This window comes from Halomonas halophila (genome assembly GCF_030406665.1).
Classification (GTDB): Bacteria; Pseudomonadota; Gammaproteobacteria; order Pseudomonadales; family Halomonadaceae; genus Halomonas; species Halomonas halophila.
Map to the genome: position 1 here is coordinate 806,294 of NZ_CP129121.1, position 13,199 is coordinate 819,492.

The 13,199-nt window shown below is 70.3% G+C and carries 13 protein-coding genes; 11 read left to right on the forward strand and 2 right to left on the reverse strand.

Annotation, left to right across the window (positions count from 1 at the left end):
- Positions 1 to 24: 24 nt before the first annotated feature.
- Together glk and edd are read right to left on the reverse strand one after the other, a co-directional pair.
- Complete coding sequence (gene glk / locus QWG60_RS03670) at positions 25 to 993, reverse strand: glucokinase (RefSeq protein WP_146907858.1); 969 nt, start codon at positions 991 to 993, stop codon at positions 25 to 27.
- A gap of 202 nt (positions 994 to 1,195) precedes the next feature.
- A complete protein-coding gene (gene edd / locus QWG60_RS03675; protein WP_146907860.1) occupies positions 1,196 to 3,082 on the reverse strand; it encodes a phosphogluconate dehydratase in 1,887 nt (628 codons plus the stop codon).
- A gap of 232 nt (positions 3,083 to 3,314) precedes the next feature.
- Here edd and QWG60_RS03680 point away from each other — a divergent pair, with 232 nt between their 5' ends.
- The 11 genes from QWG60_RS03680 (at position 3,315) to alr (ending at position 13,195) form a co-directional block, all read left to right on the forward strand.
- Positions 3,315 to 4,460 (forward strand): GNAT family N-acetyltransferase, encoded by a 1,146-nt coding sequence (locus QWG60_RS03680; RefSeq protein ID WP_146907862.1) that lies wholly within the window; start codon positions 3,315 to 3,317, stop codon positions 4,458 to 4,460.
- Positions 4,461 to 4,551: 91 nt separating this feature from the next.
- On the forward strand, positions 4,552 to 4,848 hold the full coding sequence (gene ftsB / locus QWG60_RS03685; RefSeq protein ID WP_035598959.1) for a cell division protein FtsB: 297 nt from the start codon (positions 4,552 to 4,554) through the stop codon (positions 4,846 to 4,848).
- Positions 4,845 to 5,573 (forward strand): 2-C-methyl-D-erythritol 4-phosphate cytidylyltransferase, encoded by a 729-nt coding sequence (gene ispD / locus QWG60_RS03690; RefSeq protein WP_146907864.1) that lies wholly within the window; start codon positions 4,845 to 4,847, stop codon positions 5,571 to 5,573. Before ftsB ends, ispD begins: the two co-directional genes overlap by 4 nt.
- Positions 5,573 to 6,058: a 2-C-methyl-D-erythritol 2,4-cyclodiphosphate synthase gene (ispF, locus tag QWG60_RS03695; RefSeq protein ID WP_046080395.1), complete on the forward strand. Its 486-nt coding sequence runs from the start codon at positions 5,573 to 5,575 to the stop codon at positions 6,056 to 6,058. Before ispD ends, ispF begins: the two co-directional genes overlap by 1 nt.
- On the forward strand, positions 6,051 to 7,205 hold the full coding sequence (gene truD / locus QWG60_RS03700) for a tRNA pseudouridine(13) synthase TruD (RefSeq protein ID WP_046079246.1): 1,155 nt from the start codon (positions 6,051 to 6,053) through the stop codon (positions 7,203 to 7,205). The genes ispF and truD overlap by 8 nt, the downstream gene beginning before the upstream one ends.
- Positions 7,180 to 7,926 (forward strand): 5'/3'-nucleotidase SurE, encoded by a 747-nt coding sequence (gene surE / locus QWG60_RS03705; protein WP_046079245.1) that lies wholly within the window; start codon positions 7,180 to 7,182, stop codon positions 7,924 to 7,926. The genes truD and surE overlap by 26 nt, the downstream gene beginning before the upstream one ends.
- Entirely contained in the window at positions 7,913 to 8,605 is a 693-nt protein-coding gene (locus tag QWG60_RS03710) for a protein-L-isoaspartate(D-aspartate) O-methyltransferase (protein ID WP_146907866.1), read from the forward strand. Before surE ends, QWG60_RS03710 begins: the two co-directional genes overlap by 14 nt.
- A gap of 120 nt (positions 8,606 to 8,725) precedes the next feature.
- The gene (locus QWG60_RS03715) at positions 8,726 to 9,703 is read left to right on the forward strand and encodes a DUF368 domain-containing protein (protein WP_035598972.1); all 978 of its coding nucleotides are present in this window, start codon (positions 8,726 to 8,728) and stop codon (positions 9,701 to 9,703) included.
- The gene (locus QWG60_RS03720) at positions 9,696 to 10,796 is read left to right on the forward strand and encodes a peptidoglycan DD-metalloendopeptidase family protein (protein WP_046079242.1); all 1,101 of its coding nucleotides are present in this window, start codon (positions 9,696 to 9,698) and stop codon (positions 10,794 to 10,796) included. Before QWG60_RS03715 ends, QWG60_RS03720 begins: the two co-directional genes overlap by 8 nt.
- Positions 10,797 to 10,913: 117 nt before the next feature.
- On the forward strand, positions 10,914 to 11,897 hold the full coding sequence (gene rpoS, locus QWG60_RS03725; RefSeq protein ID WP_035598977.1) for an RNA polymerase sigma factor RpoS: 984 nt from the start codon (positions 10,914 to 10,916) through the stop codon (positions 11,895 to 11,897).
- A 197-nt stretch (positions 11,898 to 12,094) separates the two neighbouring features.
- A complete protein-coding gene (gene alr / locus QWG60_RS03730) occupies positions 12,095 to 13,195 on the forward strand; it encodes an alanine racemase (RefSeq protein WP_146907868.1) in 1,101 nt (366 codons plus the stop codon).
- Positions 13,196 to 13,199: the final 4 nt, after the last annotated feature.

A 13,199-nucleotide genomic window follows, 5' to 3' on the forward strand; every position in this document is an offset into this window, starting at 1 on the left:
GCCGATCGACGCCTCTGCGTCGAGCTATTCGACCTCTTCATTGTGCAGGGCCTCGGCGGCGCCCAGCAGTCCCGTCCAGGGCGCGGTGACCACCTGGACCGGAATGTCGGCGTTGTAGCCGTTCATGCGGCCCTTGTCGGCGAAGGCCTCGCGGAAGCGGCTCTGCGGCAGCCAGTCGAGCAGCCGCGGCAGGATGCCGCCGCACAGGTAGACCCCGCCCCGGGCTCCGAGGGTGAGCGCGGCGTCGCCGCTGACGTCGCCGAGGATCTTCAGAAAGCGCAGCAGGGTATCACGCGCCACGGCGTCTCCGCTCGCGGCCGCCTCGGTGACCTCGGCGGGTGAGTCGCAGGCCGGGTTGGCGCCCTTCAGCGAGCAGTGGGCCAGATAGAGGTCGAGCAGTCCCTGGCCGCACAGCAGCCGTTCCACGGAGATGCGGCCGTAGCGGTTGCGGAAGTGGCGCAGCAGGTTCTGCTCGCGCTCGTCGGTGGGCGCGAAGGTCACGTGGCCGCCCTCGGTGGGCAGCGGAATCCAGGCGTGACGACCGGGGAAGACGCCGGCCACGCCGAGCCCGGTGCCGGGGCCGATCACCAGCCGGGCGGCGTGGGGCACTGCCTCGCCGGGCTGCACCTCGACCAGCTCGTCCTCGGCCACGTGGGGCACGCCCAGGGCCTGGGCGGTGAAGTCGTTGATCGGCTTGAACAGCTCGAGCCCCAAGGCGTCCTTCACCTCGGCGCGGGTGAATGACCAGGGATTGTTGGTCATCTTGATCCGCTCGCCGTGGGTCGGGCAAGCGAAGGCCAGGCAGGCCTCGCGCGGGGCGTCGTCGCCCGTGGCGCCGACCCGTTCCAGGTAGTCGCGTATTGCCTCGACCAGGCCGGGGTAGTCGGCGCAGGGCAGGCTCAGGATGTCGTGGGGCTCGAAGCCCCCCGGGGTCACCAGGGCGAAGCGGGCGTTGGTGCCCCCGAGATCGCCGATCAGTGCGGGTCGGGTCATCTTTAATTTGTCCCTTCTGGCCGTCAGGGCTGTTGCAGATGGTGAATCGCTCGCAGCTGCTCCGGCGACAGGTCTACGAGGGGGCGCTGTGAACCCCTCCCTGGGCGCTACCGACGCCATCCATGGCGTAGGACCCCCTCTACGACCAGTCCCCGGCGCTTCTCGCTATGCGCAACGGCGATATCGCTGCTCTGGCAGCTCCTCAGGCGTCCTCGTCGTGGATCTGGCCGGCCTGGCGGGCCAGGTCGTCGGCCTCGAAGCCGCCAAACACCCCGGCGCCTTCCTCGCCGCGCATGGCCAGGTGGCGGAAGCCGCCGAACAGCTCGCGGCCCAGGCCGACGTGGTAGTGGTCCAGCTCGGCCACGCGCTGCTCGCGGTCGGCCCAGGTCGCGGCGTCGACCTGGGCCTCGAGGGTGCCGGCGTTGGCGTCGAGGCGCACGATATCACCATCGCGCAGCCTGGACAGCGGGCCGCCGTCCAGCGCCTCGGGGCTGATGTGGATGGCGGCCGGGACCTTGCCGGAGGCGCCGGACATGCGCCCGTCGGTGACCAGCGCCACCTTGTGGCCGCGGTCCTGGAGCACGCCGAGGAAGGGGGTCAGCTTGTGCAGTTCCGGCATGCCGTTGGCCTTGGGGCCTTGGAAACGCACCACGGCGACCACGTCGCGGTCCAGCTCGCCGGCGTCGAAGGCCGCCTTGAGTTCGTTCTGATCCTCGAAGATGCGCGCCGGGGCCTCGATCAGGCGATGCTCTTCCTGCACCGCGGAGACCTTGATCACGCCGCGGCCCAGGTTGCCGTCGAGCACGGTGAGGCCGCCGGTGGGCGCGAAGGGCTCGGCCACGCCGCGCAGGACCTCGGTGTCGAGGCTGGCCTCGGGGCCCTCGCGCCACACCAGCTTGCCGTCTTCCAGGAACGGCTCCTGGGTGTAGGCGGTCATGTCGGTGCCGAAGGCGGTGGGGATGTCGCTGTGGATCAGGCCGGCATTGATCAGCTCGCGGAACAGGTAGCTCATGCCGCCGGCGGCCTGGAAGTGGTTGATGTCCGCCTGGCCGTTGGGGTAGACCTTCATCAGGCTCGGCGTCACCGCGGAGAGGTCGGTGAAGTCGTCCCAGGTCAGGGTGATGCCGGCCGCGGCGGCCATGGCCACCAGGTGCATGGTGTGGTTGGTGGAGCCGCCGGAGGCCAGCAGGCCGACCACGGCGTTGACGATGGCGCGCTCGTCGATCTGCTGATAGAAGGGGCGGTAGCTGCCGCCGGGCTCGGTGTTGCGGATCGCCTGCTCGGTGGCGAAGCGGGTCAGCGCCTCGCGCATCTCGGTGCCCGGGTTGACGAAGGAGGTGCCCGGCAGGTGCAGGCCCATCATCTCCATCATCAGCTGGTTGGAGTTGGCGGTGCCGTAGAAGGTGCAGGTGCCCGGGCTGTGGTAGGACTCGGACTCCGCCTGCAGCAGGTCCTCGCGGCTGGCCTTGCCCTCGGCGAACAGCTGGCGCACGCGGGCCTTTTCCTTGTTGGGAAGGCCGCTCGGCATGGGGCCGGCGGGCACGAACATGGCCGGCAGGTGGCCGAAGCGCGCCGCGGCGATGAACAGCCCCGGCACGATCTTGTCGCACACGCCCAGATAGAGCGCGGCGTCGAACATGTTGTGCGACAGCCCCACGGCGGTGGCCATGGCGATCACGTCGCGGGAGAACAGCGACAGCTCCATGCCCGGCTGGCCCTGGGTGACGCCGTCGCACATGGCCGGCACGCCGCCGGCGAACTGGGCGGTGGAGCCCATGTCGCGGGCCGCGGCCTTGATGGTCTCGGGGAAGGTCTCGAACGGCTGATGGGCCGAGAGCATGTCATTGTAGGCCGAGATGATGCCCAGGTTCGCCGAGTTCATCAGCTTAAGCGAATCCTTGTCCTGACTGCCGCAGGCGGCGAAGCCGTGGGCCAGGTTGCCGCAGGAGAGCTCGCCGCGGTGGACGCCGCGCCGGTGCTGATCGGCCATGCGCTGCTCGTAGAGGGCGCGGCGCTCGGCGCTGCGCTCACGGATGCGCTGGGTGACCTGCTGGACGGTGGCGTTGAGTGGCGTGGAAGCTTGAGCCATGGAGCACCTCGGCAACGAAAGGGGTGTGATTTCGTAAGTTTAACAAAAGTATCGCCCAAAAGCCGGGGGCGGACCGGGGTATACGGCTATAGTTGTAATTAATTTACCATGACGAGCGTGTGAAGGCGCCCTCGTCGTGAGGGAAAAGACAGGGCGTCCGGCGTGCTGTCAGGATGTCATCTAGGGTAGGTGCTGCGCCGGCCATCGTCAGCCGGCCCGGCCGGGAGAGTTCATGAGTCGATTGCGTGTCGTCGAACAAGCCGCCGTGGCGGAAGTGCCGGCCGGTGACTGGAACGCCCTGGTGGGCGACGATCACCCCTTCCTGCGCCACGAGTTCCTGCACGCCCTGGAGGCCAGCGGTGCGGCGAGCGAGGCGAGCGGCTGGTCGCCGCGGCATCTGACGCTGTGGCGCGACGAGGCGCTGGTCGGGCTGCTGCCGCACTACCACAAGCATCATTCCTATGGGGAGTACGTCTTCGACTGGGCCTGGGCCGATGCCTGGGAGCGCGCAGGCGGGCGCTACTATCCCAAGGGGCTCAGCGCGATTCCGTTCACCCCGGCACCGGGGCCGCGGCTGGCGCTGGCCGACGACGTCGACCCGCTCGAGGCGCGTCGACGCCTGGCCGAGCGCTGGGAAGCATCGACGCTGTCGAGCTGGCACCTGCTGTTCGCCGAGGAGGGCGAGGTCGCCGCCTGGCGCGAGGCACGGCCCGAGCTGATCGCCCGTGCCGGGGTGCAGTTCCAGTGGCAGGACCGGGGCTATGGCGACTTCGAGGGTTTCCTCGCCGCCCTGACCTCCAAGCGGCGCAAGGCCATTCGCCGCGAGCGTCGCCGGGTCGCCGAGCAGGGGCTGACCCTGCATCGGCTTGAGGGCGAGGCAATCGGCGAGGCCGATCTGGCGCACTTCTACCGCTGCTACCAGATCACCTACCTGGAACGCGGCCAGCAGGGCTATCTCAACCGCGACTTCTTCATGCGGCTGCGCCGCGACCTGCCCGAGGCGCTGGTGCTGATCCAGGCGCGTCTCGAGGGTCGGCCGGTGGCCGCGGCCCTGTGCCTGCAGGGAAACCGCACGCTCTATGGCCGCTACTGGGGCAGCGAGATCGAGGCCGACGGCCTGCACTTCGAGGCCTGCTACTACCAGGGCCTCGAGCATTGCCTGGCCCGGGGGCTGATTCGCTTTGACCCCGGCACCCAGGGCGAACACAAGCTGGCCCGGGGCTTCGCGCCGCGGCGTCTGACCTCGCTGCATCATGTCGCCGATCCGCGGCTACGTGCCGGGGTGGCGCGCTTCTGCGCCGAGGAGGCCGAGCACGTGGCGGCTTACGTCGCGGCCGCCGAGCGGGCGCTGCCGTTCCGCCTCGACGACGGCGGCTGACGCCCGTCAGGTGCCGGGGCTTTGATGGATGAGGCGGCCCGGGGAAGATGGCATACTACGCCCTCGAATTCCCTGGTGACGGACCCTCTACATGCTCAAGTGGCTGGCCATCGTGCTCATCGCCCTGCAGGCGCTGTTGCAGTATCGCCTGTGGCTCGGCGAGGGCGGACTGCGCGAGCTGGCCGAGGTGCGCCAGCGAGTGGACCGCCTGGAGGCCGAGAATGCGCCGCTGCGGGCGCGCAACGAGCGCCTCGCCGCCGAGGTGGTCGATCTCAAGAACGGCCTCGATGCCATCGAGGAGCGCGCGCGCAGCGATATCGGCATGGTGCGCCGCGACGAGCAGTTCTTCTGGGTGCCCGACGCCGAGCCGGCCGGGGAGGCGCCGTGAGCGAGCGCCTCTGGCTGGTGGTGCCCGCCGCGGGCCGCGGCCGGCGCATGGGCGCCGCCCTGCCCAAGCAGTATCTGCCCCTGGCCGGCCTCACCGTGCTGGCCCGTACCCTGGCGCGGCTCCACGAGGCCTTCCCCGAGGCGCGGCTTTGCCTGTGCCTGGACCCTGATGACGAACGCTTCGACCCGGCCGCAGTGCCCTTCGCCGACTGGCGGCGGGTGCCCGGCGGCGCCGAGCGCGTCGACTCGGTGACCAACGCCCTGGCCGCCATCGCCGGCGAGGCCGGCGCGGACGATACGGTGCTGGTCCATGACGTGGCCCGGCCCTGCGTGCGGGCCGAGGACCTGCGTCGGCTGGCGTCGGCGGTGGCCGACGACGCGGTGGGCGGGCTGCTGGCCGCGCCGGTGGCCGACACCATGAAGCGCGACGACGGCACCGGCCGGGTCGGCGGCACCGAGCCCCGTGACGGCCTGTGGCACGCCCTGACGCCCCAGGGCTTCGGCTACGGGGTGCTGCGCCGAGCGCTTGCCGAGGCCGCCGAACGCGGCGTCGCCGTCACCGACGAGGCCTCCGCGGTGGAGGCGCTGGGCCTCTCGCCGCGCCTGGTCAGCGGGCGCCGCGACAATCTCAAGATCACCCATCCGGAGGATCTGGCGCTGGCCGAGGCCATCCTCGCCGCCCAGAAAGCGCCTGCTCCCTCCGCCGACAGGAACGACTGCGCATGATGCGAATCGGCCACGGCTTCGACGTCCACCGCTTCGGCGAGGGCGACCACCTGCGGATCGGCGGCGTCGCCATTCCCTTCGACCGCGGCTTCGTCGCCCACTCCGACGGCGACGTGCTGCTGCATGCGATCTGCGATGCCCTGCTCGGCGCCTGCGCGCTGGGCGACATCGGCCGCCACTTCCCCGACACCGATCCGGCCTGGGCCGGCGCCGACAGCCGCGAACTGCTGCGCCGGGTGGTGGCGCAGGTGCGCGCGGCGGGCTACCGGGTCGGCAACCTGGACGCCACGGTGATGGCCCAGGCGCCCAAGCTCTCGCCCCACGTCGAGGCCATGGCCGAGGCCATCGCCGCCGACCTGGCGGTGGCGCGCGGCGCCGTCAACGTCAAGGCGACCACCACCGAGCGGTTAGGCTTCACCGGCCGCGGCGAGGGCATCGCCGCCGAGGCGGTGGTGCTGCTGACGGGAGAGAGCGCCGATGTCTGAGGGAACGCACGAGGCGACGTCCCCACAGCAGGCGGCGGCGATCGTCTGGCCGCCTAGCTGGCCGCGGGTACTGGACGCGCACTTCGGCGCGCCGCGCCCCGGCGGCTACCGCGCCACGCCGGAGGACTTCCAGGTCGAGGAGCAGCTCGGCTTCGAGCCGGAAGGGCAGGGCGAGCACCTGTGGCTGTGGCTCGAGAAGCGCGACCTGACCACCGCCATGGTCGCTCGCCGCCTGGCCAGGGCCTGCGAGGTCACCCAGCGCGATGTCGGCTACGCCGGCATGAAGGATCGCCATGCGGTGACCCGCCAGTGGTTCTCGGTGCACCTGCCCGGCCGCGAGGCGCCGGACGATCTCGAGGCGCGGCTGGCCGACCTGCCACTGACGCTGCTCGAGGTGACCCGGCATCCGCGCAAGCTCAAGCGCGGGGTACACGCCGCCAACCGCTTCCGGCTGCGCGTCACCGGCGAGGCGCTGACCGACCCGCACCTCGCCGAGCGCTGGGCCTGGCTGTGCCACCACGGCGCGGCCAACTACTTCGGCCCGCAGCGCTTCGGCGCCGACGGGCGCAATATCCACCGCGCGGCCGGCGTGCTGGCCCGGGGCTGGCGCAAGCGCGACGACCGCGAGGGCATGCTGCTCTCCGCGGCGCGCAGCTACCTGTTCAACGAGCTGCTGGCCGCGCGCATCGAGGCGGGCGACTGGGCGACGCCGCTGCCCGGCGAGGCGGTGATTCTCGACGGCTCGTCGAGCCAGTTCGTGGCCGAGACCGTCGACGACTCGCTGATCGCGCGCGCCGAGCGGCTCGACCTGCACCCCAGCGGCGTGCTCTGGGGGCAGGGCCGTTCGGTGGCCCAGGGCGAGGCCCTGGCCCGCGAGCAGGCGCTGGCCGAGGCGCATCCCGCGCTGTGCGACGGCCTCGTGCGCGCCGGGGTGAAGACCGCCCGCCGGCCGCTGCGCCTGCGCCTGGCCGCCCCGCGACTGGCGCCCGGCGAGGGTGAGGCCTGGTTCTCCTTCACGCTGCCCCGGGGGGCCTTCGCCACCGCCGTGCTGCGCGAGCTGATCGCCCACCCGACCCTGAGTTTCCACCCGCCCCGTCAGGGGCCCGAGCAAGGAGCCGCGGATGCGTCGACTGCTGCTGTCCAATGATGACGGGGTGCATGCCCCGGGCCTGCGTGCCCTGCATGACGCCCTGGCCCCCCACGCGCGGCTGCGCGTGGTGGCCCCCGACCGCGACAAGAGCGGTGCCAGCAATTCCCTGACCCTGACTCGCCCCCTGGCGCTGTCGACCCTGGACAACGGCTTCTACAGCGTCGACGGCACCCCGGCGGACTGCGTCTACCTGGGCGTCAACGGGGTCTGGGAGGAACGCCCGGACCTGGTGATCTCGGGCATCAACCACGGCGGCAACCTGGGCGACGACGTGCTCTATTCGGGCACCGTGGCCGCCGCCATGGAGGGCCGCAACCTGGGCATGTCGGCGATCGCCATGTCGCTGGTCGGCCACCGCTACTTCGAGACCGCCGGCCGGGTGGCGGCGAGCCTGGTCGGGGCCGCCGACCGGCTCTCGCTGCCGCCGCGCAGCCTGCTCAACGTCAACGTGCCGGACCTGCCCTGGGAGGAGATCCGCGGCCTCAAGGTGACGCGCCAGGGCTACCGGGGCCCGGCGGCCGAGCCGCTGGAGGTGCTCGACCCGCGCGGGCGCAAGCGCTACTGGATCGCCGCCGCGGGCGAGAGCGCCGACGACGGTCCGGATACCGATTTCGCCGCCGTGGAGGCCGGCTTCGTGTCCATCACGCCGCTGCAGCTCGATCTGACCCGGCATGCGGCGCGCGACGACGTGCAGGAATGGCTGGATGCACTCACCTGACTCTCGCCGCCGGCTGCGTCCGGAGCTGTTGAAGGGCGTCGGCATGACCTCGCAGCGCACCCGCGACCGCATGGTCGAGCGTCTGGCCCGCCAGGGCATCGCCGACCGGCGGGTGCTGGAGACCATGGCCGAGGAACCGCGCCACCTGTTCCTCGACGAGGCGCTGTCTCACCGCGCCTACGAGGACACCTCGCTGCCCATCGGCCACGGCCAGACGCTGTCGCAGCCGTGGATCGTGGCGCGTATGACCGAGCTGGTGCGCGAGGAGGCGCCGACGAGGGTGCTGGAGGTCGGTACCGGCTCCGGCTATCAGACCCTGATACTGGCGCGGCTGGTGACGGAACTCTGGTCGGTGGAGCGGATCAATGCCCTGCATCGTCGCGCCGGCGAGCAGCTGCGGCTGCTGAGCGTGCACAACGCCCACCTGCGGCTGGCCGACGGCGGCCACGGCTGGCCCGAGGCCGCGCCTTTCGAGGTCATCCTGCTGACTGCCTGCGCCGGCTCGCTGCCCGAGCCGCTGCTGGCCCAGCTGGCCGACGGTGGGGTGATGATCGCACCGCTGGCCGAGCGTGACGGCCGGCAGTGGCTGGTGCGGGTACGCCGTCAGGGGGAGCGCTTCGAGAAGGAGCGCCTGGAGCCGGTGCGCTTCGTGCCGCTGCTGGAAGGAGTGATCCGCTAGGCCCGGATCGGGTCGGCAGGCGCCAGGGAAGGCGTCGGGGCCGCGAAAGCGCTGATCTATGTCGTGAGCGTTCACGGTGAGTCGCCATATATCAGTGTTTTCTCAGGGAGTAACAGGTTCTTGAAGCGTCAACTAGGTCTCTTGTTCAGGGGCGCCGGCATGGGCGCCGCCGATGCGGTGCCCGGTGTCTCCGGCGGCACCATCGCCTTTATCACCGGCATCTACGAGGAGCTGCTGCTGACCGTGCGTCGCTTCGGCCCAAGCGCCTTCGGCGCCTGGCGCCAGGGCGGCATGGCCGGGCTGATCGCCCATCTCAACCTCGGCTTCCTGGTGCCGCTGCTGGCCGGCATCGCCGCCAGCCTGATCAGCGTCGCCCACCTGGTGGTGTGGCTGATGGAGGATCACCCGCTGCTGCTCAACGGCTTCTTCTTCGGCCTGGTGGCGGCCTCCGCGCTGGTGGTCGGCCGGCATCCCGCCGACTGGCGATTCTGGCACCTGCTGCCGCTGGCCATCGGGCTGCTGCTGGCCCAGCTGCTGCCGGCGCTGATGCCGCTGATCGGGCGGCTCGGCAGCCCCGAGCTCATGCTGGTGGTCGGCGGTGCCATCGCCATCAGCGCCATGCTGCTGCCCGGGGTCTCGGGCAGTTTCCTGCTGCTGACCATGGGTCTGTATGGCAAGGTGATGGATGCGATCCGCGATGTCGACCTGGGGGCGATCCTGCTGTTCGGCGGCGGCTGCCTGATCGGGCTGTTCGCCTTCTCGCGGCTGCTGTGCTGGTTGCTGCTGCGCTTTCACACCGCCACCCTGCAGCTGCTGGTGGGGTTCATCCTCGGCTCGCTGCCGGTGCTGTGGCCCTGGCGCGAGCTGGTGAGCTACCAGCTCGGGCCGGACGGCCAGATGATTCCCCTCGACTACCGTTACCTGACGCCGTCGGCGTTCACCGAGGTGACCGGCGATCCCGCACACCTGCTGGGAGTGGCGGCGCTGATGCTGGCCGGCGCCGCCCTGGTGTGGAGCATCGGCAGGACCCAGAATGGCGATCAGACCGTTGCCCCGGGCGGGCGACACGAGAACAAGGAGGAAGGTTCCGATGCATAAGGTTTTGCTCATTTCAGGGCTGGCCCTGACCCTGGCGGGCTGCGCCGCCTCCCAGGAAGCCCCGCCGCCGGTGCAGGTCCAGGACCTGTCGTCCAGCCGGTCGGCCGAGCGCCCGGCCAGCTATACCGTCGAGGCCGGCGATACCCTCTACGGTATCGCCTGGCGCCACGACATGGACTACCGCGATCTGGCGCGTCTCAACCGCATCGAGCCGCCCTACAACATCCAGCCGGGCCAGCAGCTGACGCTGGGCGGCAGCGCCAGCGCCGGTAGCAGCAGCGCCAGTGCATCCGGCGGGGCGGTCAGCGCCGCGGCGGCCGGCGGCGCCGTGGCGACCGGCCTCGGCGGCGAGAGCCAGGACGACGGGTCGCTGGACTGGCTGTTGCCTGACGGCAGCACCGAGCGCAGCGGCGACCAGGCGCAGGCCGGGGAGGCCGCCGCCGGAGACGAGGCGGGCAGTGACGGTCCGGGGCCGGTTTACGATCCCGAGAGCCCGGGCGCCGACGGTACCCTGAGCGAGAGCGACCAGGCCGAGCGCCGCAGCCGCGAGGAGCGTGAGCAGGCGACGGCGGAAGGCGAGGCCCAGGCCGCTTCCGACGCCGGGGCGACCCAGACCGCCGAGAGCGAGTCCGAGGCCGAGTCGCAGGCCGATGCCGGCACCCGGGTGGCCGGCGAGCCGGAGGCCGAATCCCGCGAGTCGCGCAGCTACACGCCGGTGGATGAGGTGCCCTGGCAGTGGCCCGTCGACGGCGAGGTGGTCGGGACCTTCGGCGAGGGAGGCAGCATCACCGCCGGCATTGATATCGATGGGCAAAAGGGGCAACCTGTCAAGGCGGCCGGGCCAGGCATCGTGGTCTACGCGGGCAGTGGCGTACGCGGGTACGGCAACCTGATCCTGCTCAAGCACAACGATGAGTTCCTGAGCGCCTATGCCCACAACGACAGCCTGAGGGTCAAGGAAAACGACGTTGTCGAGACCGGTGAGGTGATCGCCACCATGGGCGACAGCGACGCCGAGGATGTCAGGCTGCACTTCGAGGTGCGCAAGGACGGCCAGCCTCAGGATCCGCTGGAGTTTCTGCCCAAGCGTTGAATGAAAAGGGTCGCCAAGCCGCTCGTGTCAGCAAAGCAACACAATACAATGACAACCTCTGACATCGATCGTTTCGAGCATGACACGGTGCTCGATACAACCATGGGGTAACAATCGATGAGCATGCTTGAACGGGACCTGAACGAGGTGGACATGGAGTCGGCAGAGGAGGCCGGTGAGCAGGAGGTCGAACTCGAGACCGCCGCGCCCGATGATGCGGACGCGGCCTTCGAGAAGGCGCTGAGCCGCGAGGACCGCCACTATCACCACAGCCTCGATGCTACCCAGATCTACCTCAACGAGATCGGCTTCTCGCCGCTGCTGACGCCGGAGGAGGAGGTCTTCTACGGCCGCCTCGCCCGCAAGGGCGACCCCGCCGGCCGCTCGCGGATGATCGAGTCCAACCTGCGCCTGGTGGTCAAGATCGCACGGCGCTACCTGAATCGCGGCCTGACCCTGCTCGACCTGATCGAGGAGGGTAACCTGGGGCTGATCCGCGCCGTGGAGAAGTTCGACCCCGAACGCGGCTTCCGCTTCTCCACCTACGCCACCTGGTGGATTCGCCAGACCATCGAGCGGGCGCTGATGAACCAGACCCGCACGATCCGCCTGCCGATCCACGTGGTCAAGGAGCTCAACATCTACCTGCGGGCGGCCCGCGAGCTGACCCAGAAGCTCGACCACGAGGCCACCGCCGAGGAGATCGCCGAACACCTCGACAAGCCGGTGGAGACCGTCAAGAAGATGATGGGGCTCAACGAGCGTGTCTCGTCGGTGGACTATCCCGTGGGGGCGGAGAGCGACAAGCCGCTGATCGAGACGCTGACCGACGACAACGAGCTGGGGCCGGAATCGAATCTGGTGGACGGCGACGTCAAGCAGCACGTCGACGACTGGCTGGCCGAGCTCACCGACAAGCAGTGCGAGGTGGTGGTGCGCCGCTTCGGGTTGCGCGGTCACGAGGCCTCGACCCTCGAGCAGGTCGGCGAGGAGATCGGCCTGACCCGTGAGCGGGTGCGCCAGATCCAGGTCGAAGCGTTGAAGAAGCTGCGCCGCATGCTCGACAAGCAGGGGCTCGACCTCGACGCCATCTTCGAGTGAGCCACCCCTCGAGCCGAAAGCCAGGACCCGCGTCCTGGCTTTCTTCGTTATGACATGTCGATAGTCATATCAACTGCCATTGTGTTGATAAGCATTGATTTTTGCTGGATTTTTGCATTAATTCGGTGTTTGTGGCCGTGAAAACGGCGCCGGTTTGCAAAATAATGGAGGTTTTGCCCTTCCCGGAGACGCCTCGCATGGCAAGACCGCTACGCGCCGATATCGACCTGGACGCCCTGCGTCACAACTACCGCCTGGCCCGCGAGCTGGCACCTCACAGCCAGGCCGTGGCGGTGCTCAAGGCCGATGCCTACGGTCATGGCCTGATCGCCTGCGCGCGGGCCCTGGAGGGGCTGGCACCGGCCTTCGCCGTGGCCTGCATCGAGGAGGCCGAGGCTCTGCGAGAGGGCGGTATCACGGCGCCCGTGGTGCTGCTGGAGGGCATCTTCGAGACCAGCGAGCTCGAGCGCGTCGAGGCCCTGGGCCTGTGGGTGGCGGTGCACAGCGACTGGCAGCTGGACGCCCTGCTGGCGCGTCGCCCGGCGCGGCCCACCCCGGTGTGGCTGAAGGTGGATTCCGGCATGCACCGGCTGGGCTTCCCTCCCGAGCGGGCCGAGGCGGCCTGGCGACGCCTCCGCGAAGCCCCCGAGTGCGTCACCGACCTGCACCTGATGAGCCACTTCGCCACCGCCGATGCCGTCGATACCGCCTACTTTCGCCGCCAGTCGGCGCTGCTGGCCGAGCTTGCCGAGCGGCTCGGCGCGCCCACCTGCCTGGCCAATTCCCCGGCGACCCTGGCCCGCGCCGAGGCCCACGGCGCCTGGAATCGCCCCGGCGTGATGCTCTACGGCAGCGACCCCCTCGAGGCGGCCAACGCCGCCAGCCGGCGGCTTCGCCCGGTGATGACCCTGCATTCGGAGATCATCGCCGTGCGCGAGCTCGAGGCGGGCGAGCCGGTGGGCTACGGCGGCCGCTGGACGGCGCCGCGGCCCTCGCGCGTCGGCGTCGTGGCCTGCGGCTATGGCGACGGCTACGACCGCCACGCCGTGGACGGCACGCCGGTGCTGGTCGACGGCCGCCGCGCCGCCATCGCCGGCAAGGTGTCCATGGACATGCTGATCGTCGACCTGACCGAGCTGCCCGAGGCCGATATCGGCAGCGAGGTGGTGCTGTGGGGGCGGGCGTCGAACGGCGAGGTGCTGTCGGTGGACGAAGTGGCCCGCCACTGCGACACCATCAGCTATACGCTGCTCACCGGGGTGCTGCCCCGGGTGCCGAGGCGCTATCATGGGGGCTGAACCC

What these genes read in the sequence shown, in the direction of transcription:
- glk (WP_146907858.1), bottom strand. Translation starts at nt 993, where the DNA reads ATGACCCGACCCGCACTGATCGGCGATCTCGGGGGCACCAACGCCCGC.
- edd (WP_146907860.1), bottom strand. Translation starts at nt 3,082, where the DNA reads ATGGCTCAAGCTTCCACGCCACTCAACGCCACCGTCCAGCAGGTCACC.
- QWG60_RS03680 (WP_146907862.1), top strand. Translation starts at nt 3,315, where the DNA reads ATGAGTCGATTGCGTGTCGTCGAACAAGCCGCCGTGGCGGAAGTGCCG.
- ftsB (WP_035598959.1), top strand. Translation starts at nt 4,552, where the DNA reads ATGCTCAAGTGGCTGGCCATCGTGCTCATCGCCCTGCAGGCGCTGTTG.
- ispF (WP_046080395.1), top strand. Translation starts at nt 5,573, where the DNA reads ATGCGAATCGGCCACGGCTTCGACGTCCACCGCTTCGGCGAGGGCGAC.
- truD (WP_046079246.1), top strand. Translation starts at nt 6,051, where the DNA reads ATGTCTGAGGGAACGCACGAGGCGACGTCCCCACAGCAGGCGGCGGCG.
- surE (WP_046079245.1), top strand. Translation starts at nt 7,180, where the DNA reads ATGCGTCGACTGCTGCTGTCCAATGATGACGGGGTGCATGCCCCGGGC.
- QWG60_RS03710 (WP_146907866.1), top strand. Translation starts at nt 7,913, where the DNA reads ATGCACTCACCTGACTCTCGCCGCCGGCTGCGTCCGGAGCTGTTGAAG.
- QWG60_RS03720 (WP_046079242.1), top strand. Translation starts at nt 9,696, where the DNA reads ATGCATAAGGTTTTGCTCATTTCAGGGCTGGCCCTGACCCTGGCGGGC.
- rpoS (WP_035598977.1), top strand. Translation starts at nt 10,914, where the DNA reads ATGAGCATGCTTGAACGGGACCTGAACGAGGTGGACATGGAGTCGGCA.
- alr (WP_146907868.1), top strand. Translation starts at nt 12,095, where the DNA reads ATGGCAAGACCGCTACGCGCCGATATCGACCTGGACGCCCTGCGTCAC.